This is a genomic window from Solibacillus sp. FSL R7-0668 (assembly GCF_038006205.1).
Taxonomy (GTDB): Bacteria; Bacillota; Bacilli; order Bacillales_A; family Planococcaceae; genus Solibacillus.
In genome coordinates this window covers 1,771,088-1,796,588 of sequence record NZ_JBBOUU010000001.1, presented here as the reverse complement: position 1 = coordinate 1,796,588, position 25,501 = coordinate 1,771,088, and the positions used below count along the sequence as shown (strand labels likewise).

Below are 25,501 nucleotides of genomic sequence, written 5' to 3'. Positions count from 1 at the left end.
GAAATAAAGGAATTATCCTCATAATTTTCGAAAAAAGCAACCACTTCTCCATACAGGTTCGTGATTGCTTTTTTAAGGGCATCATTATTTTTTCGGTTGTGCAAAGACAAATTGTAGCTGATCGTTTTCAAGCCTCAATTTAGCTTTCCCCTTTTTACCACTTTTCCATGTGAATCGAATTTCCCTTGTTTCCTTGCCTGCCAGTAGCTTTTTCGCGTCGTTTACTGTAATTTTTGCCTTCATCAGCGATTTCGAAATGAAAAACTTACAGCCCTTTGTTTTACATTGATAGCCTTTAAAGCCTTCTACTACTTGTCCACCGCATTTTTGACATTTCCCAACAACAACAATTTCCTTTTCTGCTACTTCCATGTCAATTGCTTTAAAGCTTTCGGTTGTTGTGACGATAAATCGTTGCATCTCCTCATAAAATTGGCGAGAGCTTAATGTACCATCCACAATATCCTTCAGCTTTTTGCTCCAAACAGCGGTTAATACCGGTGATACAATATCATGATGCTTCATACTATCAATGACATCGATGCCGAACTGTGTTGCCGCAATCGATTTCCCTTGACGCTCAAGCATCCCAATCGCAAACAGCTTTTCCAAAATTTCAGCACGGGTAGCAGAAGTACCAATCCCCTCTGCATCCTTTAAAATTTCCTGTAATGCCTTATCCTCTACAAAACGTCCCGCATGAAACATCGCATCTAACAGCGTACTATCGGTATAACGTGCAGGAGGTTCAGTAACTTTAGAAAGTGGCTTTGCTTCCTTCACCATTCGCTTTTCTCCTATTTGAAGTGCTGGCAACGGCATGTCGGTTTGCTTCTTTTTATGCGCCTTATAAAGCACCGTATACCCCTCGTCCACTACGATATTTCCTGATGCTTTAAAATGCTCCCCACCACAAGTGAGCACAGCTTGTGTTTTATCAATTACATAGGGGTCCATAAAGATGGCAAGTAAACGTTTTATGATAAGCTGATAAATTTTCTCCTCTTGCGGCGAGAGCTTCTTTTGACCAAGCTTTACCTCGGTTACGGTAATGGCGTGGTGATCGGTTAGCTTTTTGTCATCCACATATTTTTTCGAATGCTGGATTTTTTGAATACGCGCTCGGTCATTTAATAGAGCAGTGGTTAACTCGGCATATTGTGGAAGCGATTGAATGGCGGTCAAATTCCGGTCAATCGTTTTCGCAAAATTTGTTGGTAAATGCTGTGATTCGGTACGAGGATATGTCACAAGCTTTCGTGTCTCGTATAAGCTTTGTGCTACCTTAAGTGTTTCAGCGGATGTCATACCAAAGAGACGATTTGCTTCCTTTTGTAGCTCCAGTAACGAATGCAAGCTTGGCGCATACATCGTTTTGCGCTCCGTTTTTATATCCACAACGATTGCCTCACCTGTTAAACGCTGCAAAATCGCCTGTGCCTGTTCAAGCGTTGCGATTTTATTGGATTTTGATTTCGGATCAAACCAGAGCGCCTTAAAATTGCCTAAATCCAGTTCAATTTGATAGTAGGGCTGTGGGATAAAATTGCGAATCTCCAGCTCACGCCAAACGACAATGGCTAAAGTAGGTGTCATAACGCGCCCTACTTTAATCGTACGACCACCTTTTACCGTAGCCGCACGCGTTAAATTCAAACCGACTAACCAATCGAATATCATGCGATACATCGCCGCATTACGCAAATTTTTTATGAGGACATCTTGCTCATCAATTAAATTTTCAAGTGCCTCTCGGATCGCAGGCTCTGTCGTTTGTGAAGTCCAAAAACGCTTCACTGGTAGTCTACAATTCGCCTTTTTATAAAAGGAATAGAAAATATTTTCGCCTTCCATTCCCGCATCACAGGCATTAATAACAAAATCATAGTGTCCATGCTTTAGCTGGTCAGCAATATTTTTGTAAACGCTCGCCGCTGTTTTTTTCACACGAAATTCATAACGCTCTGGCATCATTGGTAATAACGCGAGGTCCCACTTTTTCCATTCCGCCTTATATTCATGCGGCTCTTTTAACTCCACCACATGTCCTACAAAGCTTGCAAACTCAATCGTATATGGTAAATTCATTTTTTTATATACTTTTTCAATATCACGCATTAGTGAAGGCTTTTCTGCGATGAGTAAGGCTTTTTGCATAGATTCCTCCCCCTTATCTTCCTTTAGTATAAATGGAATTAATCAATTTGCAAGCTAAAACCGAACGTACATACGCAATCAAACTAGATACCTATCAGACGAATTATCCACTTTTACGAGAATTTCACTATACCAATGTAGAAAATGAACATTATAAAATGTTATACTATCTATGTACAAAGGGGGAGTTTAAATATGGGAAAATATAAGCGAACGATTTTTTGGATTATTCCAATTGCCATTTTAGGTCTGTTTTTTTACTTTTTTGGGCCAAAAAAACCAGTGACGGATAACGAATACGTGCAATACATACAGGCAGCCCCAGTTGTTGAAAATAGTAACATCACAACTAAGGCTGCATTTGAAAACTATTGTGAAAAAAGTAAATGGGAGTATTTCCAAACGAAAATGATGGAGCACGTCGTTGAATTTAAAGGCGATTGCAATGTGGGTGGCAAAGTACAATCCGTTAATTTACAATATGTTGTCGAAAAGGGACAAGCTGACTATCGTATCGGTGCAATGTTAGTAGCAGGCACGCAACAATCCGAAGAACAACGAAACGCATTTTTAAATACGGTTCAACAATAATTCATTGGATGGGTGCAGACCCGTCCTTTTTTTGTAGCAAGGCCCGCGCATTTTTTAGCATTTTTGCTCGCCTCTTTTTCATAACATCATAGGAAATCCCTTCAAGCTTTGCCGCATCCTTGATGGAATAGCCCTCATAATATAGCAGCTCAATAATGCGCTGATGCTCAGAAAATAAATGATAATACCATTCCGGCCGTTCCATCTGATGTGGCGCTAATTCTGTAGCTGTATCGGATAAATAGGATAGTTTTTCATCCTCTGTCGACGTTTCATGTTGCGTTACCTTCAATTTGCCCTGAAACTCTCGAACAATCGCATATTTAATCATCATATAGGCATACATTTCAAAATTTCCCCTTGTTTGATCAAACTCCTTAACCGCCTTCCAAATGGCTAAGCGCCCTACTTGCATATAATTTTCTTTTTCCTGAAATAATTTGTACTTCGCAATGACGCGTAAAATTAAATACTCAAACTCACCAATACGTTCATCGACATCTTGCATTGTTCTGCATTCCTTTGAGCTGTGCACAACTGGTTATTCCTAGGTAGCTCCACCATAAAAAAATTGTGCAAATCTGACAAAGTGCAGTTTTTATAAAATTGCTTTTTAAATGGCTTTTTAGCGCCTTTTATCGTATGTAAATTGACGAATTCCGCTAATATTTTATGAATTCGCAAATTTCATTTAGGATGCTTTTACATACTCTTATTCAAATCATATTGACAAAATCTAGACAATCGGGCATGCTATTAGAAAATCAAAAGCTTACTTAAAGAATAGTACGTAGCACTTAGCTAGAGAAGAGAGCACATTCCAGCGGCTGAAAGAATGGCATAGCAAAACCTACCGAACCTACTTTGACATGCTCCTAATAAATTTAGGCGCCGACTCAGCGTTATGAGATGAAGTGGAATGCATTTCGCATTCAATTTAGGTGGTACCACGGAAGTTACAGTACTTTTCGTCCTATGCATTAGGAGGAAAAGTGCTTTTTTTGTGTCAACAATAGAAATGGAGGCAATTTTATGGAACGAAAGCGCGTCGTTGTTAAAATCGGCAGCAGTTCATTAACGAATACGAAAGGTGAAATCGACGAACAAAAATTCACCGATCATGTCGCAGCACTTGCAACACTAAAAAAGGCTGGTCATGAAGTAATCCTAGTGTCATCGGGAGCAGTGGCAGCAGGCTTTGGTAAATTAGGCTACCCATCCCGTCCGCTAACAATCAAGGGCAAGCAAGCCGCAGCAGCAGTTGGACAAAGTTTACTCATTCAAGCCTATTCAGACGAATTCGCAAGCTATGGCAATATTCCAGCGCAAATCCTATTAACTCGCTCAGACTTTAGCGATAAAAAACGTTATAAAAATGCTTACGAAACAATATCCGAGCTATTAGAACGCTCCATTATTCCAGTTATTAACGAAAACGACACCGTCTCTGTAGCTGAATTAACATTTGGCGATAATGATATGCTATCGGCTTTAGTAAGCGGCTTAGTCCACGCTGACCAGCTCATTATTTTAACAGATGTCAACGGACTCTACACAGCCAATCCGCTAAACAATCCAGATGCACAGCGGATTTCGCTCATTGAAGAGATTACCGACGAAATGCTCGGCTTTGCATCAGGCTCAGGCTCCAAAGTGGGTACAGGTGGGATGCAGTCAAAACTAGCCGCCGCAAAATTCGCCATGAATGCCGGAGTAGATGTCTTTATCGGTACGGGCTTTGGATCACAAAAATTAATTGAAATTTTAGATAATAAAGGCGATGGCACCTATTTCAAACGGAGTGACAAAGCCATTACAACAAATAAGCAATGGGTCACACTAACAGAGGCTTCAGGCAAGCTGTTTATCGACGAAGGTGCTGTTCATGCCCTACAGCACAGAGGGAAAAGTCTACTTCCTGCTGGTATTTACGCCTTTGAAGGACAATTCAAGCGTGGAGATGTTGTCGAAGTATATGACCGCCATACCTGCATAGGCCGTGGTGAAGTGTTATATTCTGCAAAAGAGCTCGAGCAGGCAATGGGCAAACGTACGGATGAGCTTTCACACGATCCAATTGAAGTTATTCACCGCAATCATTGGGTAAAAAATTAAGGAGGAATCACCATGACAAATGAGGTACTAGAAAAAGGAAAGCGCGCAAAAATCGCAAGCTATGAAACCAATATTCGCACAACACAACAAAAAAACGAGGCATTAACACATATCGCTGCACAGCTACTAACAGATTTAGATGAAATTTTAGCTGCCAACCAGCAGGATATTATCGCAGGGCAAGAAAACAAGCTAGATTCCTCTACGCTAGACCGCCTACTCTTAAATAAAGAGCGTGTCCAAGCGATGAGTGACGCCATTTTACAGCTAATCGATTTACCAGATCCAGTTGGAGAAGTTCTGGAAGAGATTACGAAAGAAAACGGCCTACACATTACAAAAAAGCGTGTGCCACTTGGCGTTGTTGGGATGATTTATGAGGCGCGTCCAAACGTCACAGTCGATGCAGCTACCCTTTCATTAAAAACAGGCAATGCGGTTATTTTACGTGGTAGCTCATCCGCAAAACATTCCAATATCGCCCTTGTTGCCTCGATTCACCGCGCATTAGAGAAAGCAAACTATCCAGTTGATGCGGTACAGTTAATCGAAGACACGAGCCGTGAAACTGCCAAAACGCTCTTCACGATGACCGAGTATTTAGATGTATTGATTCCACGCGGTGGCAAAAACTTAATCGATTTAGTTGTACGAGAATCGACTGTACCAGTGCTTGAAACAGGCGCAGGTAACTGCCATGTGTATGTTGATAATTTCGCAAATGTAGACATGGCCAAAACAATCATTAAAAACTCAAAAACACAGCGTCTATCTGTATGTAACACAACAGAAAGCTTACTTATACACGAGGATTTCTTTCATTTACACGGCAAAGAATTCCTCCATTACTTACATGAGGAGCTGGGCATTAAAATTTACGGGGACGAGCATGTTTGCCACGCATTAAGTGCTGCCCTACCAGCAACAGATGAGCATTATTCAGCAGAATTTTTAGCTTGCACATTAAGCGTGAAAGTGGTTGAAAACGTCTACGAAGCGGTACATCATATTAATAAATTCGGAACTAATCATTCAGAAGCTATTATTACCGAAGATGCGCAAAATGCCGATGTCTTTTTAAATTCAGTGGACGCAGCGGCAGTCTATCACAATGCTTCTACACGCTTTACAGACGGCTTTGAATTTGGTTACGGTGCTGAAATTGGCATCTCCACACAAAAGCTGCATGCACGTGGACCAATGGGCTTACCTGCCTTAACATCAACGAAATTTTACATTACAGGGAACGGCCAAATTCGGAACTAAACAGCAGGGAAGTAGGTGGACATGATGAATACCGGCGCTATGATCAAACTGACACTTTCTATGGCCATATTTGGTTCCATTGGATTTTTCACTATACAAACCGGACTTCCAGCAATTGAGCTTGTGTTTGTCCGTTGTATTTGTGCAACTTTATTTTTAGGTGGCTTATGGCTTCTGACAGGTGGACATAAAACGGAGCAATGGGACAAACGTGAAGTGCTGAAGACGTGCCTTTGTGGTATTTTTATCGTACTCAATTGGGTGTTTTTATTTAAAGCATTTGAAGTGATGTCAATTTCGATTGCCATATCCATTTATAATTTAGCACCCATTTTCGTGCTTATGCTAGGCTCAGTTTTGTTAGCAGAAAAAATGGGGATTGGCTCTATTTTAGCAACTGTTGTATGCTTCTTTGGTAGCCTTTTAATTGTTGGAATTGATAGCTTTACAAGCATTTCGCAATTTATGAATTCGGGCTTTGTTTGGGCTTTACTATCGGCAATTTTCTATGCCCTCACAATGTTTACAAGTAAAACCATTCATGGTCTCTCTTCCTATGCACTAACGTTTATTCAAACGACTATTGGAATTATTATGCTGTTTCCGCTTTGTGATTTTACGGTCTTTAATGGCTTAACAACAACCAATTGGCTTTATATTTTAGGGACTGGCTTTATCCATACGGGCTTTGTCTATTACTTATTTTTTGATAGTATTCGAAATTTGTCAACCGTCATTGTATCAGTGCTCGTTTTCGTTGATCCGGTTGTCGCCATTTTATTGGATGCCATTTTACTAAGCTTTAGACCGTCTATGCTGCAAATATTGGGCATTGTCCTTATTTTCGGCAGTATTATCTACACTGTATTTTATCCAGACCAGCAAGTACAAAAAGTGCAGCCCGATTCATAAACTTTTGGAGCATGTTAAAAACCCTGAAGCATAGGCGCTACAAGCAATGCCTATGCTTCAGGGTTTTTTATAGTTTGAATGACGATACAAATTGATCTGCTAAAAGGACTTCATCAGCAAACCAAATCGGTTGAAAATTATTTTTTTCCCCTAAAAAGATGACAGATATTTCGAGGCCATTATTTTTCTTATAGCTTTCTACCGCAGTCATCCACACATCATCCTGTGGTAAATATTTATAAATCAGCTCATTGCATAAAAAGTAAATTTTACCATGATCATTTTGAGATAATTCCAGCTTCAACATTAATAATGCATAATTCAGTGCATTTTTATAATTGATTGGCACACTTTTAGACTGAATTTGCTGATTCAAATCAAAATATCGATCCATATTAAACATTCCTTTTAGTGCAATCATCTCGCGTTCAATACTTTGACCAAAAGGAACAAATATTAAATTTCCTTCGTTATTCTGGAGTGTTTTCATTAATTCGAGGACAATCGCAGTTTGAATAGTTATATAATCACGCATGGATACATCCTGTTGCACACAAAGGACGTAAGAGCCATTTTGATTCGTTTGACTCGAGAAAAATGCTGTTTTCTCAACTTTCTCCTTCCAAAATAGCAACTCTGCAAAATGATTGACCTCAATCGATTTCATTAGCATATCAAAATGATCTTCATCAATTGTTTTCCAAATTTCTGGACCTAGCACCTGTTCAACTGAGTTCAATTGCTTCACTACTTGCTCAAGAATCGTTTTGAATTTGCTCTCATACTTGAATAAATGAATATACCATTTATTTTTAATTTCTGTAAATATATGGTTTTGTATTCTTTCAAATTCATTCTGGTTATTCGTTATCTGAACATCTTCTTTAAAATTCTGTATTTTCCATAGTTTCTCCAGTTGTGGTAAATATCCGGTTACTAATTTTTTTACAATAATTAATGCTGCAAAAAATCGTTTCTCCGCACAACAATATTGTGTCAATTCCGCCTGCTCATACAATCCATTTTCTGCAAAAAACTCAAGTAACAATAAGCGCCATTTTTTCTTTTTGACTTCCTTTACATTGACTTTTTCTTTGTATTTTTCGCCATACTCTAACAAAAACCAAATATCATATACAACTAAACGAGCGTCCTCTTTATTAAATAATCGTGAATGATTCATATTAAGAGAGTTAAATAGCGCTAATAGCTTTTCTAATCGAGTATTATTGACACTAATTGAATTTTCCAACAATGATTCATTGTGTAATAACTCCATTTTCTGTTCATCTCCTCAACTATCTCCACTCCGCAAATATATACCAAATTTCCTGATAATGGAATAGTTTTTCTGAAAAGTTTGCAATAATCATTCGACTTTATTCGACAACTCACTCTATCATGCACGGTATATGGTTGATGTTTGAGCTAAATCAAAACTCATTTTTTCTAACCCAAAAAACCTATTAAGCATGTAAAAGTTTGCTCAATAGGTTTTGTCTGTTTTCGAATGATTATTTACGGCTTTCCGTCATTTGCTTCCAAACCGAACCTTTTGCTTCCTCGCCATCTACAATACGTGCTAGTGCCATTTTTGCCTGCAGTTTCACTTCAAATTCTTTATCTTCACTTGCGACTTTTAAAGCCTCGACTGCTGCTTCTGTACCAACCTCATATAAGTACATCGCCGCACGCCAGCGCACAAGCTTATTTTTGTCTGTTAGCGCTTCAATCATGGCTGACTCAAAGCTTTCTAAGCCTAAATCACTCATGCAGTCCCCCGCAGTTCGACGCACGGCTGCACTCTTATCATTTAACGCTTTCGTTAATGCCGGAACGACTGCCTCATCCTCAATCATTCCTAAATATACCGTTGCTAGACGACGAATCGACATTTGCTCATCCTCTAATGCTTTTTCCAATAACGGAATATCCTTCACTTCTGGATCAGGTAATTGATCGAGCATTTGGAAACGCTGCTGCCAGTCTGCCACTTGTATGTATTCCTCAAGTGTGACTTTTTTACGCTCTTGGGCAGCTGTTACGACGGCGGTATTGACATTTTCAACAATGGCCTCGACACGATCTTGTGGATAGAGCGCATCCACTTCTTTTAATACTTCCTGTGCCACTTGCTCTTTATCCCCATAGCGCACGCCGAAGTCCACCCATTTACGCTCTAAAATGAAGTTGTCCTCCGCTACTTTAAATTGTAGCTGCTTAAAGGCAATTGTAAAACGATCGCCTGCGCTAACACGCACTTCGCCTTCACCATCAAATGCTTTAATTTGCAGTGGAATGGCCTTATACATTTGCACATGGACATTGACTTCCCCATAATGCTCGTTTAGTTGCTGTTCCGAGCCTTCCACCTCTTTGCCACCGATTGCACGACGAATATCTGCTAAAATGGCTTCCCATGCAAATTTGGCATTACGCTCCACCGCTAAAAAGTTAGAAACATGGTAAATACCTTTCACACCTTCTACCGCAAAAATCGCTTGTAGTTCAGATGTAGCCTCGTTAATATTATCTTTTGTATAGTTAAAGCTTTTGCCAAATGGTAAGTCTTGGTCAATGATTATTTTCATCGAATTCGGGCTTGGTGTTGGCTCAATTGCTAGTATTTTCATCTCTACTAAACACTCCTATCCATTTACAATTTCGTCTAAATAGCTCCAACGCTCGATTAAGTGCTCATATTCACTATTGTACGTTTCTAAATCAGAGGTTAATTGCTGAAGCTTTGTAAAATCTGAACCTGCCGTAGAAATTTCTTCTTCAGTTTGCATGATTTTATCTTCCATTTTGGCAATATCGTCAGCGATTGTCTCCCATTCCTTTTGTTCCTTGAATGACAGCTTCTTCTTCTCTGATTTAGGCTTCTCAACTTTTTGCTTATCTTGCTTCACTTCTTTTGTGAGTTGTTGCTGCTCGTTTTCCTTTTTTGCTAAGTAATCGGTATACACATCCAAGCTTTCCGATACGCCCCCTTGACCATCTAAAATCCAAAGTTTTTTCGCGATACGGTCTAAGAAGAAGCGGTCATGCGAAATCGTGATGACCACGCCCGGGAAATTTTCGATAAAGTCCTCTAAAACACCTAATGTTTCAATATCCAAATCATTGGTCGGCTCGTCTAGTAATAAGACGTTTGGCTGCTCCATCAATAAGCGCAGTAAATGCAGTCGTTTGCGCTCCCCACCTGAAAGCTTACTGATTGGTGTGCCGTGAACATTTAACGGGAATAAAAAGCGCTCAAGCATTTGTGATGCGGAGAAGCGTTCTCCATTAGCATCTGTAATATCATTCGATGCCTCGCGTACATAGTCAATCATTCGCGCATTTTCGTTCATGGCCGGTAATGCTTGTTTAAAGTGTAATCGTTTGACTGTCGAACCAACAACTACTTCGCCTTGGTCTGGCTCAATTTCGCCAGCAAGCATATTCAGTAAGGTTGATTTTCCGTAGCCGTTTGCACCAATAATCCCGATACGGTCCCCCTGCTGTAATAAAAAGCTATAATCTTTAATAATCGTACGGTCGCCATAAGCTTTGGTAATGCCGTCTGATTCCAGCACCTTTTTCCCGAGCCGTGATGTCGCTAAGTTCATTTCTAGGTCAGTTTGTTCACCTGAACGATCAATCGAATCATCCAATGCCTCAAAGCGCTGAATGCGTGCCTTTTGCTTTGTTGTACGTGCTTTTGCTCCACGGCGAATCCACTGTAATTCTGAACGGTAACGATTGCGTAATTTTGCTTGTGTCGCCACTTGCATTTCCTCACGAATCGCACGTGCTTCTAAATAATCGCCGTATGTACCCGTATGGCGGTATAATGTTTGATCCGCTAATTCGTAAATATGGGTTGCGGTTTCATCAAGGAAATAACGGTCATGGGTAATGAAAATGACTGCTCCTTTTAAGCGGGATACCATCTCTTGTAGCCATTCCGTTGACGCCACATCTAAATGGTTCGTCGGCTCGTCTAATAAGTAGAGATCAGCCGGTTCGATTAACACTTTTGCTAAGGCGACACGTTTTTGCTGACCGCCTGATAAAGAGGTTACTTCCTTATCAAACATATCAATGCCAAGCTTCGTTAACGCTTGTTTTGCCAGTGCGTTGACATCCCATGCATTGTCTGTATCCATTTGCTGCTGCAGGCGGAATAATTCATTTTGTAGCTTTTCAGAAGTTGGGTTATTCGATAATGCAGCTACCGTTTGTTCATATTGACGATTTAACTGTAATATCGGTGAATCCCCACTGAACACCGCCTGTAATACGGTAATATCGCCTTCAAACTGTGGGTCTTGCTCTAAATAAGCAATGCGGTATTTATTGGGATGATCAAGCTCGATTGTATCGGCATCTTGTACACCAGCTAAAATCGATAATAGCGTCGATTTCCCTGTGCCGTTAATGCCGATTAGACCCGCGCGCTCCCCTTCGTAAATGGTAAATTCAATATTTTGAAATAGCGTTTTGTCGCCAACTGTTTTTGTTAAATTTGATACGATTAAATGACTCATGAAATCCCGTCTCTTTCTTTTTTTAGCTGATCTAAAAATTGTACCATAAATGCATGACGCCCTTCAGCCATTTCGCGCCCCTTTTCCGTCACCATTAAATCCTTTAATAATAGGAGCTTTTCATAAAAATGTGTGACGCTGGCAGTTGATTTTGTGCGGTATTCTTCTAGCGTCATCCCTTCACGTGCTTCCTCCGCGTCATCATACAGTTTACGTCCTTTTGCCCCGCCATAAGCAAATGTGCGGGCAATTCCGACTGCACCAATGGCATCTAAACGGTCAGCATCACGCACAATTTTGGATTCGATCGTTGTTGCTGGCAGTTCGTTGCCCCCATTAAAGGACACCTCGGCAATGACCGTTTGAATATGCTGTATTTCTTCGGCTGTTAGATTCAGTGCTTGTAAAATGCGCTCTTCATTATCCTTTGTTTCGGTATATTTTGAATCACTCACATCATGTAAGAGCACCGCTAAATGCACAATTTTTTCATTTGCCTGTGGCTCAGCTGTTAAAATCGTCCGTGCATTTTCATACACGCGCTCAATATGCTGAAAATCATGGCTCGCATCCATTTTTTCATAGATTTCTTTTACAAGAGCCGTGCATTGTGTAATTTGTTCGTTCATCTATTCACCATCTTCATTTGTACTTTTCTCTTCCTTAGTTTACCACGAATTACACGGGCTTGGTGCTTAAAGCGCCTGATTGGATCGATGTGGGTTGAAGCATGCGGGATTCGTGATTGACATGTGAATTACTTGCGTTTTCCACGAGGGATTGTGCGATTTTTCAGTTTTATTTGCGGGTTCGCACGGGCTATTTGCTTTTTCCGAAGTTTATTTGCGAAATGATAAGGTTATTTGCGAATACCCAAAAAGCCAACTTTGCCTCAATAAGCAACACATATTTACCATCTTATGGTTTAAATTCATATTTTTGAAACCTTTTACGTTTTAATACGTAATTAAGGAAACGACTAAGGGGGGATTGGATGTTACACGAAAAATCTACACGGGCCAAAATTGGTATTATCGCGATTGCTATTGGACTGATTGGTATGATTATTGCCTTATTCTTACCGACCATTATGACCGAGACATTGCATTTTAGTAAAGACAATATTATCTTACTAACACCTAAGAACAACCTCATTATTTCGATTTCTTCACTTGTATTAATTGTTGCAACACTTATCCTACTAGCATTAAAGCATACAAAGCTTACGTATAGTCTAGCAACACTGACAATTATCGGCATCCTCGGCTTTTGCGGTTGGACACTAACAAATTACCAGGTCATTCAAAGTGATCAAATTATTGTGAAATCGTATCAAAATGAGCAAGTGATGAATTGGGCGGATATTCAATCTGTCGTTTATGAGTATGGTGGTGATAAGCTTCCGTATGGTCAATACATTTTCCAAACGGCAAACGATGAAATCATCATTGGTGAAACGGCAAAATTCAGCACAGAACAAAAGCAAAAGATTTACAGTACTGCGCGTAGTTTGGACATTACTTTTACAGAACGCGAGAGTTTGCAATAAATTAATCGATAAAAAATGACGCCGTCTCAAAATATAGACGGCGTCATTTTTTCACTTATAGCAAATCTTTTCGTAATTCCGCTGCTGATTTCGGTGATAGCAAGCCAAACGGAATATCAAATACCGTCTTCGCTCCCTTATCCCCTTTTTGCGCTAATTTATACGCCGCACGTGCATAGGCCACTAATACACTCGATGTAAACATTGGATTCGACCCTAATTTTAATGAAAACTCTAAAATTTGCTTATCCTTTTCGCCCGATTCACCTGAACGAATGACGAAACCACCATGCGGCATGCCTTGATGATTGGCTTTGAATTCATCTTCCGTAATAAAGTTTACCGTTGTATCATAATCCGCAAAATAGTTGGGCATTTCTTTAATTTCTTTTTCAATTGCCGCTGCATCTGCGCCCGCATCTAACACAACATAGCATTCGCGCGCATGCTTTTCACGCGTTGAAAGCTCTGGGTTTTCACCGCTACGTACACGGTCAACTGCTTCTTTAATTGGTAATGTGTACTGCACTGCATTTTTTACACCTGCAATACGACGTACAGCATCTGAATGACCTTGACTTAAACCGTCTCCCCAGAATGTATATGTATTGCCTGCAGGAAGAACCGCCTCGCCTAATAAACGATTTAATGAGAATAAGCCTGGATCCCAGCCAACCGAAATAATCGATACTGTATTGGCCTTTTGTGCGACCGCATCGACTGCATCAAAGAACGCAGGGATTTTTGCATGTGTATCAAAGCTATCAATGGTATTAAACCACTGTGCGAAATGTGGCACTTGCTCTGGTAAATCCGTTGCCGAACCACCACATAAAACCATGACATCAATTTCGTCTTTAAAGTTTTGTGCATCCTCTACTAAATAAACCGGTACATTTGCTGTTTTTATTGTAACAGATGCCGGATTACGGCGCGTAAAGACCGCAACCAACTCCATGTCATCATTTTGGTTAATTGCCGCTTCCACACCACGACCTAAATTTCCGTAACCAACAATACCAATACGAATTTTGCTCATTTTTCGTTCCTCCAATAATTCAATTAGCGCATTCCTTTATCATAAAATGAAGTGAATTCTGAATTGCGCTTAAATTAAGTATCATCATACAATTTCAATGCGCCTTTCACAACCTATTTTTGTGATTTTACAAGCATTTGTCATGAAATAAGAAATGCAGGTGCGAAAGATAGCGTGGAGTTTTTATTTTCTATCGATGTCCCTTTTTGCTATACTAGAAGAGGAAAGACATAGAGATTATTGGAGGAAAAACATGAAGAAATTATCTGCAGTATTATTAGCGTTTGCACTTGTGTTCTCAAGTGTTGGATCTACACTTTTATTCGTTGATGATGCACAAACCGTTGAAGCAAAATCGTACAAATCAGGAAAGAAAGGCTTTAACAGTAACAATAATAGCACGAACATCCAAAAAAATAACGATGATGCGACAAGTCCAACAACGGCAAAACAAAATAACAACACAACTCAAAAGGATACAAAAGCAGCTTCTTCAAGCAAAGGTGGCTTAATGAAAGGCTTAATGCTTGGTGGTTTAGCTGGTCTTTTATTCGGTAGTCTATTTGCTGGTATGGGTATGCTAGGTAATATTTTAGGCTTACTTGTAAACGTAGCTGCAATCGCTGCAATTGTGTTCTTCTTAGTGAAAATTTACCAGCTAATTAAACGCAAAAAAGAACATAAAGAGGTAACGGATACGTGGAAAAACTAACGTTACTCGAACAAGACCTCATCAATGCGATTTGCTTATTCCATGCAAAATTTAAAAACGTAGCTCCTGAAGAAATTGAAGTGGAGTTAATGTATGATGATGCTGCTGGCTATTCGGCAGAGGCATTTTACAATGGTCAATTAGATATTTATAATACAGTGAACTTCATTACCGCGCTACGTCTTTATATCGACGAGCAATTAGGACGTGATTCAATGGCAGCGCGTATCGTATTAGATATTGATGATGAAGAAGGCATGATTGCTAAAGTGGAATTTTAATCATCCTTACCTTCTATAACATACAAAAGCCCGAGCACTTAATTTAAAGTGTACCCTTTGTAAAGGACATTTTGAAAAGCCTAGGCAACTTGTTGAAGCAGCTGTCTGTATTTTACAGGCGGCAGCTTTTTTAAATTCCACTGGCCACGATAATGATTGTAATACGTCATATAACTCTTAACTTCTCGTTTTACTTCTTCTAGCGTTTCACATTCTTTTAGATTCGTTTCATCTTTAAAATGCCCAAAGAATGATTCTTGGGGCGCATTATCCCAACAGTTTCCCCGACGTGACATCGATTGACCTAACCCCATTTTCTTTACGAGCTTTTGAAATTGCGGACTCGTATAATGGAAACCTTGATCCGAATGAATAAAGGCGCCTTCTGTTAAATGGCGGTGTTTCTTCAGTTTGTGAAGCGTATTGAGCGCAATCTCTAGATGTAATGAAGGGGATACTTCATACGCTAAAATCTCATTCGTTTCGGCGTCTTTAATCGTTGATAAATAAGCGCGTTTTCCACCTTTATACGTTAAATAAGTGATATCTGTTAACAGAACTTTACCTGCTTCACCTTGTTTAAATTGACGTTGTAGTTTGTTCTGACATGTGCGATGTTCTTTCGTTGCTTTCGCCATGCGACGATATGGATTTGCTTTACGAATTGGACATATAATCGAAAATTTTTTCATTATGCGGCGAATACGCTTTAAGTTATATGTAATTTGGTATTGATTTTCTAAGGTCATTTTAATTTGGCGTGCTCCTTTTTTGCGTCCTCGGAAATGATACGCCTTTAAAATGATATCCTTTACTTCTTCATCTATTTCCGCTTTAATTGCGCGCTTTTGTGCTGATTTTTCCGTGAAGTAATTGTAGTAACCTGAACGAGATACGCCCATTATGTTACATAAATAGCTCACCATGCGCTTTAATTTGTATTTTTTTATCGTATGCTGGATGAGTTCGAACTTTAATTCTGGTGTAATTTTTACTTCTTCTTTAACATCTGCCTTTCGAGTAAATCGAGCTTTTTTAGTAATTCGTTCTCCGCTGCTAATATACGATTTTTCGCTTCTAGCCGAGTGATTTTTTCTTCTAATGTTAATTCACGTTCTGAAGGTCTACCAGAATTGGTTTTTCGAGTATCTTGTAGACCTGCCACACCTGATTTACGATAGGCTGCACGCCAACGTTTTCGAGCTGAATTAATACGCTCTAAACCGATTAATTCAACATTTAAACCAACATCTTCAAAAATCTCTCTAGGAAGCTTCCCTTTCTCATACTCCGCAATAAAATGACGTTTAAATTCATCTGTATATGTAATTGATCTCTCACTAACAGCTTGCACATTAGGATTGCATTTTAGTTGTTCTTGTTCTTTTTTTGTAAATAATTCTTTCGTCATTTGATTCCACTCCGACATCTTTTTTCTCACTATAAATAAAAATACCCTATAGGATAGACTTTTTCAAAGTGTCTATCTTATAGGGTACATTTTAATTGATGCTCGGGCTTTTGCTTATGCTGTTGGCTGTACTTCTGGTGTGTATTTCGTTGTTAATGATTTGTAGCTTACGACAAATGTGACGAACGCTAAGACAGATGCCCCAACTAAATACAATGCCAAGATGGATGAATTGGACATGACTAACGATGTGTCTCCTAGCGTAATAGCCGATTTGAAACCTGAAATCGAATACGTAAATGGCAATAGCGTACTTAAAGACTGTAAATTTTCAGGTAACATTGGAATCGGTAAGTTTGCCCCTGTAATCGATAATTGCGCTACGACCAATACTAGTGCAATAAAGCGACCTACATTGTCTGCTGAGGATACTAAGAAGAAGACAATTGACATAAATGTAATGCTCGCTAATATCGCAAATAAGAAGAACATCATCACATTTTCAACCTGAAGTTGTAATGCTAGTAATGTGAATGCCGCTACTAATATGGCTTGAATCGTTGCAAATCCCGCCAATTGGAGCCATTTGCTTACAAACCAACTTACAGCAGATTTTGGAAATACTACCGGCTTTTTAAAGTCAACAAAGAACGAAAGTACAAGCATCCCTACAAATAAAGCGAGTGATAATACATACGGTGCTGTTGAATCACGGTAATATTCATACGTATTGACCTTATCTCCTGCTAACTTTACAGGGGAAGCAAACATCGAAATATTGGCATCGGTAATTTTTAGCGCCGCTACTTGATCACGACCACCTTCAAGACCTGTTACAAGCTGATTAGAACCATCTTGTAACCGATTCGCACCATCATTTAATGACGTTACGCCCTCTGTCATTGTCTGCCAACCTGTCGCTACCGTTTCATTGCCTGTACTAATTTGAGTCAATCCGTTTTTCAGACTTGAAGCACCTGCTCCAAGTTGACCCCAAGAATTTAATAATGTCGTATTGCCCGCTGCAAGTTGTGAAGAACCACTCGAAAGCTTTGCTGCGCCGGCTACGACTGCCGTTTGACCCACTACTAATTTGTTAACGCCAGCTACGGCTTGTGCCTGTCCGTCTACAAGTGCACCAATACCTCCGACAATTGATTGTTGCCCAGATACCGCGCTTTCAAGTCCTTGTGTCAACGTTGGCATACTTTGTACAATTTGTTGTGCGCCATTATTTAATGCACCTGCACTTTGGACTGCTACTGGATAGATTTGACCTAATTCCGTTAAACCAGCGCTTAGTGCAAGTAAATTGTCCTTATAAGTTTCTAGTCCGGGTGCTTGAGCCAAACCTTGTAATAACTGCGCACCCTGAGCTAGCTGTTGAATACTTTGCTCCTTCGATTGTAAAACCGTTGCTAGCTGTGCTAAACCATTTGCTAATCCTGGGTTCGCTGCTGTTCCATCTCCTAAAGCGACACCCGCATATAATTGGTTTGCACCCGCCGATAATTGCTGTAACCCTGCTAATAAATTTTGTGAACCCGGCTGTAATTGCTGCAAGCCATCATATACTTGATTTGTCCCACCTTGTAATGAATTTAAACCAGCGAGCACTTGTTCAGAACCGACCTTTAACTGGCTTGCACCCGTTGCCACTTCCTTAGAGCCATTTGCTAGTTTACTTATATTGCTCGAACCACCCGTAATAGCAGATAATAATTCCCCTGCGCCGGCATCTGCTTGTTTTGCACCTGCTGCTAACTGATTGATATCGGATGATTTTTCAGTTAGTGATGTTAGTAGCGTGTTTGTCCCCTGTGCTAATTGTGCAGAACCATCTGCAATTTGCTGTGAACCATCTGCCCCTGATGCAAAGCCTGATTCAATGTCTGCAAAGCGCGATAATACTGTACGGGCATAAGTTGCCGTAATTTTATCACCTAGTTGCTCACGAAGCTTTTCCACCGCGCTATTTGTTACTTGCGCGCCCATGAAGTTTAGCCCTTCATTTTGGATATAGCGTAGCTCTGGCACTTGCGGATTTGCATCTAATACCGTTGTTACTTTTTGTGAGAAGTCTTCCGGCACCTCAACAACTAAATAATACGTTTGATTGTCTAACCCCTTCTTTGCCTCTTGCTCCGATACAAAATGCCAACCAAGTGATTTACTGTCTTTTAATGTTGCCATTAAATCTTCGCCGACATTGATCGGTTGTCCCCCTGACACCCCTCCTACATCCTTGTTAACGAATGCAACCGGTAAGTTGTCAAGATTGTCATATGGTCCCCAAGTAGCAGATAATAATACTGCTACGTAGACAATTGGAATTAGCATGACACCGATTAGCGTAAATAATAACCCTTTACGATTTTTCAGTGATTGCAATTCCTTCCCAAATAACTGAAAAGACCCCATAAATACCCCCCTTTGCAAAATCGAATAATACAAATTGAAAATTCAAACAATTTGTATAATTACAAATATATTCTAAGTTACGTATAAATTCTACTAGAAAATACCTGTTTTTTATTTTCGGTATGTGAAAAAAGTTCAATAAAATATTGAAAATTTACGCAGAAATATTTCTTAAATAACATTTGTACTCCATAAGTTTATTATTTGCAAGGAAGCGCTTTCATTAATGCTATCTATTTATAAATTCATTCCTATTAATTTCATAATATTTATCGTGTAAAAATCAAAAAAAAAAAAATCACTGGAAATTTGCTATCCAGTGATTTTTTCTGTCATTATTTTGTTGCTGCTACGTCAACAATACGTCCTTGTAGTTCATATGGAATTTCCTTTAATGAGATAAACTGTTCTTTTAAGTTTTCCCAATCAGATAAACCTAAGTCTGTCACACGACCGGCTGCATAAGCTGCTTTTAAGTCTGCAAAGCCGTCTCCACCTTTAGCAGTGAATGCGTTTGTTGCAATTGTATACGTTTGATTGTCTTGAATATCTACATAGCTATTTGTAGCTTCATCAAAGTATTTCAATGATACTACACGTGAGCCAGCGTTTTTCGTAGAATCATATTCAAATTTTGCGCCTGAAATGTGAAGGAAGCCGCCACTTTCTTTCGGTGCATCTTTTACTGCATGCTCAAATGTTGCTTTTAGCTCAGCACCTGTTACATCCGCTAGGGCTAATGTGTTTCCAAATGGCAATACCGTAATGACTTCACCTGTTGTAATTGGTCCTTCATTTATAGCAGCGCGAATACCACCACCATTTTGTAAGGCCATCACAACTTTTTTATCTGTCGATTTTTTAGCCTTCGCTAACATACCGTCTGTAATAATATTACCTAGTGCCGTTTCGCTATTACGAACACTCACTGGGCTTGTTTCAGAGCTACGTGGATTAGCTAACTCTTGTGTTAATGTCACACCAATTTCAGCCTTTTCAGTTGCATCCACTTTTGCTTTATAAGGGGCTAGTAATTTCACACCTTCTGGATCTTCTGCTAGCTCACCAACTTTAATTAACTGGCCTTTATGGTTTACGACAACGCCATTTTCATCAAATGCTACGTTTAATGTCCCTAAGTAATCTGAGTATTGGTAAGCTTGAACGATTAATGTAGCATCCTTTTTCTCACCAACCGTATTCGTGTTCACTACGACAGGCTCTTTTAACTCTGTATGCGTGTGACCGCCAACGATAATATCAATACCTGGTACTGATTTTGCTAACATTTGGTCATTATCATAGGCAACATTATCATCATAGCCAATATGCGTTAATGCAATAATTTTGTTTACACCTTTATCCTCGAATGCTTTTACAGCTTTGTTTGCTTCTTCGATATAATCTTCAAATACAACACTGCCTGGTGAAGAGATATCTTTCGTTTCAGAAGTCGTTAAACCAAAAATACCCACCTTTTCACCATTAATTTCTTTAATCATCCCTGAATAGATTTTTCCATTCTCTGGCTCACTTGAAATTAAATCTGTAAACAAGCCTGTAAACAAGCTATCCTTCGAGAAATCTGTATTTGCTGAAATGAATGGGAATTTCGCCGCTTTCACGAAATCTGCTAATGCTTTATGTCCCTCTGGAGAAGAGCCTAAGTCAAATTCATGATTTCCGAATACCATCGCATCGAAATTCATTGCATTTAAAAACGGAAGATCTGCTTTCCCTTCAAATTCATTGAAGTATAATGTACCACTAAATGCATCTCCAGCATGTAATAATAGCGCGTCTGGTGTTTTTGCACGCTGTTCTTTTACAGCTGTCATTAATTTAGGGAAAACATCTACACGACCATGTGTATCGTTTACATGCATCACTGATAAGTTAAAGTATTTACTATTTTCTTCAACTAACTTTAATGCCTCTGTTAAAATACTCGCTAGCTCGCCACGTGTAATATTCTTCTTCTCATCGAACGCAACGTTAGCAAGCGTAAATAATGCAGCTGCATCCACAGGATATGCTGCACTCACTCTTTCAATAATAACTTTAATATGTCCATGAGTTAAATTTTCTGCTGGACGGAATGTTTGGTCTTCATAGCCCGTAATAACTCCTAATGAAACCAGTGCTAAGATTGCTGAGTAATAAGGGCTTGTCTTTGCAACATCTGTAAATTGCAAGTTTTCTACAGCTGGGTTATTTAATTGGAAAGCACCCGCAATCATTTTTGCTGCTTGTCCACGTGTAACAGCTGCATCAGGCTTAAATGTGCCATCCCCAAAGCCATTAACAACCCCTAGTGCTGCTAAAGCTGTAATTGGTTCCCCATATGGATGATTTGCTGGTACATCTGTAAACAGTGTTTGCTCTGCTGAAACCCCTGTTACTCCAACTAAAACGGCAGTAGTAGCCGCCAATGCTGTTGCTGAATACATTTTACGCTTTTTCATTATGAAAACCTCCAGTAAGATTAATTATGCTTACATCTCGTATATTAGCGGAATATCAAGGATTTTACTAGTTTATTTAGTAAACTTTAACAACCATTTATAAAAAGTTACAGAAAAAAAGACAAAGCCAATCGAAATTGACTTTGTCTTTATAAACTATTTAGCTAATGGCTTATTGTGCAGCTTTCGCACGTAATACCATTTGTAAGATACCACCATGACGGTAGTAGTCTACTTCTACTTCTGAATCGAAACGAGCTAATGCTTTGAACTCAGTTACTTTACCTTCTGGAGAAGTTGCAGTAACAGTTAAGATGTCACGTGGTTTAACATCATCTGTTAAGTTAACAGAAATTGTTTCGTCACCTTTTAATCCTAAAGTATCAGCTGATTCACCAGCCATGAATTGTAATGGTAATACGCCCATCATTACTAAGTTAGAACGGTGGATACGCTCATAAGATTGTGCGATTACTGTTTTAACGCCTAATAAGAATGTACCTTTAGCAGCCCAGTCACGAGATGAACCCATACCGTAGTCGTTACCAGCTAATACTACTAAGCCAGTGCCTGCTTCTTGGTACTTCATGCATGCATCGTAAATGTACTCAACTTCGCCTGTTGGCCAGTAAGTAGTGAAACCACCTTCTGTACCTGGAGCGATTTGGTTACGGATACGGATGTTCGCGAATGTACCACGCATCATTACTTCGTGGTTACCACGACGAGAGCCGTAAGAGTTGAAGTCACGGATAGCTACGCCGTTTTCGATTAAGTACTTACCAGCTGGTGTATCTTTACCGATTGCCCCTGCAGGAGAGATATGGTCAGTTGTGATAGAGTCACCGAACTTAGCCATTACACGCATACCTTCTAAAGTTTGGATCGCACCTGGCTCTTTAGATAAACCAGTGAAGAATGGTGGGTTTTGGATGTAAGTTGATTTGTCATCGAAAGTATATAAGTTTTCAGTTGAAGTTTCGATTGCATTCCAAGCTTCGTTCGCAGTGAATACTGTTTCGTATTCTTTTTGGAATAATTCACGAGTTACAACTTTATTTAATACAGCATTAACTTCTTCAGTTGATGGCCAGATATCAGCAAAGAATACTTCTTTACCTTCTGGAGTTACAGCGATAGCGTCTTTTTGTAAGTCGATATCTACAGTACCAGCTAAAGCATAAGCCACTACTAATGGTGGTGATGCTAAGAAGTTCGCTTTTACTAATGGGTGTACACGACCTTCGAAGTTACGGTTACCTGATAATACAGAAGTTACGAATAAATCGTTTGATTTGATTGCTTCTTCGATTTCTGGTAATAACGGACCTGAGTTACCGATACATGTTGTACAACCGTAACCTACAGTGTTGAAACCGATTGCGTCGAAGTACTCTTGTAATCCTGACTCTTCTAAGTAACCAGTTACTACTTTAGAACCTGGTGCTAAAGAAGTTTTAACCCACTTAGCAGGTTTGATTCCTAACTCAACCGCTTTTTTAGCAACTAAACCAGCAGCTAATAATACGTATGGGTTAGATGTATTTGTACAAGAAGTGATCGCAGCAATTGCTACAGCACCTGCTGGAATTTCAACAGCACCGTCTGCAAAGTTAGCAGTTGATGTTTTTGAAAATTCTTCTTCTGTTAAACCGAAACCTTGTGTACCTTGAGGAGCTACTACTGACTCGCGGTAAACTTTTTTCATTTCAGTTAAAGGAATTAAATCTTGTGGACGCTTAGGACCAGAAAGGTTAGCTTCGATTTCTGCTAAGTTAATTTCTAAAACGTCAGTGTAAACAGGCTCTAAGTCCGGGTTGAAGAACATGTCGTTTGCTTTTAAGTAAGCTTCAACAACAGCGATGTGCTCTTCGTCACGGCCAGTTAAGCGCATGTAGTTTAATGATTCTTCGTCAACTGCGAAGAAACCACAAGTAGCACCGTATTCTGGAGCCATGTTTGAGATTGTAGCACGGTCAGCTAATGGTAATTTAACAACACCAGGACCGAAGAACTCTACGAATTTGTTTACTACGCCGCGTTGACGTAATACTTGTGTTACTTTTAATGCTAAGTCAGTAGCAGTTGTACCGTTTGGTAATTCGCCTACTAATTTAACACCGATAACATCAGGAATTGGGAAGTAAGATGGTTGACCTAACATACCAGCTTCAGCTTCGATACCACCTACACCCCAACCTAGAACACCGATACCGTTGATCATTGTTGTGTGAGAGTCAGTACCTACTACTGAGTCAGGGAATGCTACTAAACCGTCTTCTGTTTCGTTTACATGAACGATTGGAGCTAAATACTCTAAGTTAACTTGGTGTACGATACCAGTTGCTGGTGGTACAGCGCGGAAGTTATCATAAGCAGTTTGAGCCCATTTTAAGAAGTTATAACGTTCAGCGTTACGCTCGAACTCTAAATCCATGTTCGCTTGTAATGCTGCTGCGTTACCGTATTTGTCAACTTGTACTGAGTGGTCAATTACAAGGTCAACTGGAATAGCAGGATTGATTTTAGCTGGGTCTCCACCCATTTCTTTCATTGCAGAACGTAATGAAGCTAAGTCAACTACTACTGGTACACCAGTGAAGTCTTGTAATACTACACGTGAAGGCTTGAATGGAACTTCTGCTTCTTTGTCGTGTGAACCGAATTTTGCTAATTCGTTTACATGCTCTTCTTTAATTACATAGTTGTCATATTGACGTAATACTGATTCTAATAATACTTTAATTGAGTAAGGTAGGCGTGATACGTTTGCGATACCAGCTTCTTCAATAGCAGCTAAACGGTAGTAGCCATAAGACTTACCATTTACTTCAAATGAAGCGCGGCTGTTGTGTAAGTTTGCCATTGTGTGTTCCCCCTAGAATTTCATAATTGAAAAGGTTGTAATGCTCTTTTCTCCACCACTTATAATAGCTTAGTTTTATACATAAGTAAATTGCATTATTATTATCCTTTACGATAAGTTTTATTTATGACATATCGGAAATACACATTTATTCTACAATAATATTTAGAATTTATGCGTATTTAGCGGAATTTTTAATTGGCAATTCATCCATTTAATATTTCACAAAAACATTTGCAGCTCGAATTTCACCTTCAAACGGATAAAAGCTAATTTAATTTAATCCAGCGCTGAATAAAGATGGATACAATTCCGCGTAATTTGTCATGTCGATTTGCAAATTTCAAATAAAAGTATAGTGTTTTAGCGATGTTTAATTGATTGGTACGTGCTTTAAACCAAATGGCGTCATAACCTTGCTCATAGGCAACCATCTGCAAGTAATCAAACAGTTGCTCCGTCCACTCAATAAATAGTTCTTCATCAATTCCCTTTGCAAGTAACGCTTCAATCATATTGCAGAAACGTTCTTCTTCATCATCTTGGAAAACATAGCCCTTCCAAATGTTTGCACGAATCGCTTGTAAAATTTGTGCCGTATAGCGAATTTGAAATTTTGGATGCTGAATAATTGCGCACATTAATTCACTGCAATTGGCAATGCTATGGGCCCATCCCTGCTCCGCACTAACAAAGCTGCGTAAATCCTGCTCCTTTGCCAAAAGAGCAATCGTATTTTGTGTTAAGCTTTCCAATTGCTCGTCCGTTAAATACTGTAGCTGTCGGTCTGCGTTGACAATCGCTGCTAAAAATAGCGCGGCATACGAACGTAAAAATACACTGTTCGTATGTTTTTCCCCAATATTAAAAACTAACCCTTTAATTGAAGTAAGTTCGTCAACAAAGTCATGGATCATCGGTTTCGATAAGCTATTTTCTGATAATAATTGAATAAATAAACGATAGTTCAACTGATCTCTTAATTCAGCTTGCTCCTGCCCAACTGTTTGCAATATGTGCTGGACTACCAATGGATTTTCTTCTATATACTGTTTACGCTCTTCTTGTGTCAGCGCAAAAATTTGATGATATGTCTCTGTGTTCAAAATAATTCCCCCTAAATCTTTTACCTCCTTCATTGTAAGAGACAATAGGCGGTTTGACTAGAAAGAATCCTGCTC

Annotated in this window: 19 protein-coding genes; 7 read left to right on the top strand and 12 right to left on the bottom strand. The window is 39.4% G+C overall.

Annotated elements, in window-relative coordinates; translation table 11 throughout:
* Positions 1-84 precede the first annotated feature (84 nt).
* Complete coding sequence (locus tag MKX47_RS08665; RefSeq protein ID WP_340773063.1) at positions 85-2,157, bottom strand: type IA DNA topoisomerase; 2,073 nt, start codon at positions 2,155-2,157, stop codon at positions 85-87.
* Positions 2,158-2,352: 195 nt separating this feature from the next.
* On the opposite strand from MKX47_RS08665, the gene MKX47_RS08660 reads away from it, so the two are divergent.
* Positions 2,353-2,748, top strand: coding sequence for a glucosamine 6-phosphate synthetase (locus tag MKX47_RS08660; RefSeq protein WP_340773060.1), 396 nt, complete (start codon positions 2,353-2,355; stop codon positions 2,746-2,748).
* Position 2,749: 1 nt separating this feature from the next.
* Here MKX47_RS08660 and MKX47_RS08655 read toward each other — a convergent pair whose 3' ends face one another.
* Positions 2,750-3,256 (bottom strand): sigma factor, encoded by a 507-nt coding sequence (locus MKX47_RS08655; protein WP_340773057.1) that lies wholly within the window; start codon positions 3,254-3,256, stop codon positions 2,750-2,752.
* Between the two features lie 524 nt (positions 3,257-3,780).
* Between MKX47_RS08655 and proB the strand changes: the two genes are divergently transcribed.
* Genes proB through MKX47_RS08640 form a run of 3 tightly spaced genes read left to right on the top strand, consistent with a single transcriptional unit; the run spans position 3,781 to position 7,041 of the window.
* Positions 3,781-4,863: a glutamate 5-kinase gene (proB, locus tag MKX47_RS08650; protein ID WP_340773055.1), complete on the top strand. Its 1,083-nt coding sequence runs from the start codon at positions 3,781-3,783 to the stop codon at positions 4,861-4,863.
* A gap of 12 nt (positions 4,864-4,875) precedes the next feature.
* Positions 4,876-6,129, top strand: a complete 1,254-nt coding sequence (locus MKX47_RS08645; protein WP_340773053.1) for a glutamate-5-semialdehyde dehydrogenase — start codon at positions 4,876-4,878, stop codon at positions 6,127-6,129.
* 24 nt (positions 6,130-6,153) lie between these two features.
* Positions 6,154-7,041 (top strand): DMT family transporter, encoded by an 888-nt coding sequence (locus MKX47_RS08640; protein WP_340777767.1) that lies wholly within the window; start codon positions 6,154-6,156, stop codon positions 7,039-7,041.
* Positions 7,042-7,108: 67 nt separating this feature from the next.
* Here MKX47_RS08640 and MKX47_RS08635 read toward each other — a convergent pair whose 3' ends face one another.
* The 4 genes from MKX47_RS08635 to MKX47_RS08620 all read right to left on the bottom strand — a co-directional run bounded on the left by MKX47_RS08635 (position 7,109) and on the right by MKX47_RS08620 (position 12,205).
* Positions 7,109-8,320, bottom strand: a complete 1,212-nt coding sequence (locus MKX47_RS08635) for a hypothetical protein (protein WP_340773051.1) — start codon at positions 8,318-8,320, stop codon at positions 7,109-7,111.
* A 235-nt stretch (positions 8,321-8,555) separates the two neighbouring features.
* Positions 8,556-9,674: a conserved virulence factor C family protein gene (locus MKX47_RS08630; RefSeq protein ID WP_340773049.1), complete on the bottom strand. Its 1,119-nt coding sequence runs from the start codon at positions 9,672-9,674 to the stop codon at positions 8,556-8,558.
* Positions 9,675-9,689: 15 nt separating this feature from the next.
* Positions 9,690-11,576: an ABC-F family ATP-binding cassette domain-containing protein gene (locus MKX47_RS08625; protein WP_340773047.1), complete on the bottom strand. Its 1,887-nt coding sequence runs from the start codon at positions 11,574-11,576 to the stop codon at positions 9,690-9,692.
* Positions 11,573-12,205 (bottom strand): HD domain-containing protein, encoded by a 633-nt coding sequence (locus MKX47_RS08620; RefSeq protein WP_340773045.1) that lies wholly within the window; start codon positions 12,203-12,205, stop codon positions 11,573-11,575. Before MKX47_RS08620 ends, MKX47_RS08625 begins: the two co-directional genes overlap by 4 nt.
* 365 nt (positions 12,206-12,570) lie before the next feature.
* Between MKX47_RS08620 and MKX47_RS08615 the strand changes: the two genes are divergently transcribed.
* Positions 12,571-13,125, top strand: a complete 555-nt coding sequence (locus tag MKX47_RS08615; RefSeq protein WP_340773043.1) for a hypothetical protein — start codon at positions 12,571-12,573, stop codon at positions 13,123-13,125.
* Positions 13,126-13,180: 55 nt separating this feature from the next.
* On the opposite strand, the gene MKX47_RS08610 is transcribed toward MKX47_RS08615, so the two are convergent.
* On the bottom strand, positions 13,181-14,164 hold the full coding sequence (locus MKX47_RS08610) for a diaminopimelate dehydrogenase (protein WP_340773041.1): 984 nt from the start codon (positions 14,162-14,164) through the stop codon (positions 13,181-13,183).
* A gap of 253 nt (positions 14,165-14,417) precedes the next feature.
* On the opposite strand from MKX47_RS08610, the gene MKX47_RS08605 reads away from it, so the two are divergent.
* Both MKX47_RS08605 and MKX47_RS08600 read left to right on the top strand, forming a co-directional pair.
* Positions 14,418-14,876: a hypothetical protein gene (locus tag MKX47_RS08605; protein ID WP_340773040.1), complete on the top strand. Its 459-nt coding sequence runs from the start codon at positions 14,418-14,420 to the stop codon at positions 14,874-14,876.
* Entirely contained in the window at positions 14,864-15,157 is a 294-nt protein-coding gene (locus MKX47_RS08600) for a YxcD family protein (RefSeq protein WP_340773037.1), read from the top strand. Before MKX47_RS08605 ends, MKX47_RS08600 begins: the two co-directional genes overlap by 13 nt.
* Before the next feature lie 80 nt (positions 15,158-15,237).
* Here the strand turns inward: MKX47_RS08600 and MKX47_RS08595 are convergent.
* The 5 genes from MKX47_RS08595 to MKX47_RS08575 form a co-directional block, all read right to left on the bottom strand.
* Positions 15,238-16,568, bottom strand: a protein-coding gene (locus MKX47_RS08595) for an IS3 family transposase (RefSeq protein ID WP_340773034.1) whose coding sequence is annotated in 2 segments (ribosomal slippage) — positions 15,238-16,187 and positions 16,187-16,568 — 1,332 coding nt in all. Because the reading frame shifts where the segments join, the coding sequence is not laid out codon by codon here.
* A 114-nt stretch (positions 16,569-16,682) separates the two neighbouring features.
* On the bottom strand, positions 16,683-18,989 hold the full coding sequence (locus tag MKX47_RS08590; protein WP_340773032.1) for a YhgE/Pip domain-containing protein: 2,307 nt from the start codon (positions 18,987-18,989) through the stop codon (positions 16,683-16,685).
* Between the two features lie 335 nt (positions 18,990-19,324).
* Positions 19,325-21,454 carry a 5'-nucleotidase C-terminal domain-containing protein gene (locus MKX47_RS08585; protein ID WP_340773030.1) on the bottom strand — a complete coding sequence of 710 codons (2,130 nt, stop codon included), beginning with the start codon at positions 21,452-21,454 and terminating at the stop codon, positions 19,325-19,327.
* 172 nt (positions 21,455-21,626) lie between these two features.
* On the bottom strand, positions 21,627-24,320 hold the full coding sequence (acnA, locus tag MKX47_RS08580; protein ID WP_340773028.1) for an aconitate hydratase AcnA: 2,694 nt from the start codon (positions 24,318-24,320) through the stop codon (positions 21,627-21,629).
* Positions 24,321-24,589: 269 nt separating this feature from the next.
* On the bottom strand, positions 24,590-25,426 hold the full coding sequence (locus MKX47_RS08575; RefSeq protein ID WP_340773026.1) for a DUF2785 domain-containing protein: 837 nt from the start codon (positions 25,424-25,426) through the stop codon (positions 24,590-24,592).
* Positions 25,427-25,501: the final 75 nt, after the last annotated feature.

Excerpts from the sequence above, each read along its gene's own strand:
- MKX47_RS08665 (WP_340773063.1), bottom strand. The coding sequence starts at position 2,157 with ATGCAAAAAGCCTTACTCATCGCAGAAAAGCCTTCACTAATGCGTGAT.
- MKX47_RS08660 (WP_340773060.1), top strand. The coding sequence starts at position 2,353 with ATGGGAAAATATAAGCGAACGATTTTTTGGATTATTCCAATTGCCATT.
- MKX47_RS08655 (WP_340773057.1), bottom strand. The coding sequence starts at position 3,256 with ATGCAAGATGTCGATGAACGTATTGGTGAGTTTGAGTATTTAATTTTA.
- proB (WP_340773055.1), top strand. The coding sequence starts at position 3,781 with ATGGAACGAAAGCGCGTCGTTGTTAAAATCGGCAGCAGTTCATTAACG.
- MKX47_RS08645 (WP_340773053.1), top strand. The coding sequence starts at position 4,876 with ATGACAAATGAGGTACTAGAAAAAGGAAAGCGCGCAAAAATCGCAAGC.
- MKX47_RS08640 (WP_340777767.1), top strand. The coding sequence starts at position 6,154 with ATGAATACCGGCGCTATGATCAAACTGACACTTTCTATGGCCATATTT.
- MKX47_RS08635 (WP_340773051.1), bottom strand. The coding sequence starts at position 8,320 with ATGGAGTTATTACACAATGAATCATTGTTGGAAAATTCAATTAGTGTC.
- MKX47_RS08630 (WP_340773049.1), bottom strand. The coding sequence starts at position 9,674 with ATGAAAATACTAGCAATTGAGCCAACACCAAGCCCGAATTCGATGAAA.
- MKX47_RS08625 (WP_340773047.1), bottom strand. The coding sequence starts at position 11,576 with ATGAGTCATTTAATCGTATCAAATTTAACAAAAACAGTTGGCGACAAA.
- MKX47_RS08620 (WP_340773045.1), bottom strand. The coding sequence starts at position 12,205 with ATGAACGAACAAATTACACAATGCACGGCTCTTGTAAAAGAAATCTAT.
- MKX47_RS08615 (WP_340773043.1), top strand. The coding sequence starts at position 12,571 with ATGTTACACGAAAAATCTACACGGGCCAAAATTGGTATTATCGCGATT.
- MKX47_RS08610 (WP_340773041.1), bottom strand. The coding sequence starts at position 14,164 with ATGAGCAAAATTCGTATTGGTATTGTTGGTTACGGAAATTTAGGTCGT.
- MKX47_RS08605 (WP_340773040.1), top strand. The coding sequence starts at position 14,418 with ATGAAGAAATTATCTGCAGTATTATTAGCGTTTGCACTTGTGTTCTCA.
- MKX47_RS08590 (WP_340773032.1), bottom strand. The coding sequence starts at position 18,989 with ATGGGGTCTTTTCAGTTATTTGGGAAGGAATTGCAATCACTGAAAAAT.
- MKX47_RS08585 (WP_340773030.1), bottom strand. The coding sequence starts at position 21,454 with ATGAAAAAGCGTAAAATGTATTCAGCAACAGCATTGGCGGCTACTACT.
- acnA (WP_340773028.1), bottom strand. The coding sequence starts at position 24,320 with ATGGCAAACTTACACAACAGCCGCGCTTCATTTGAAGTAAATGGTAAG.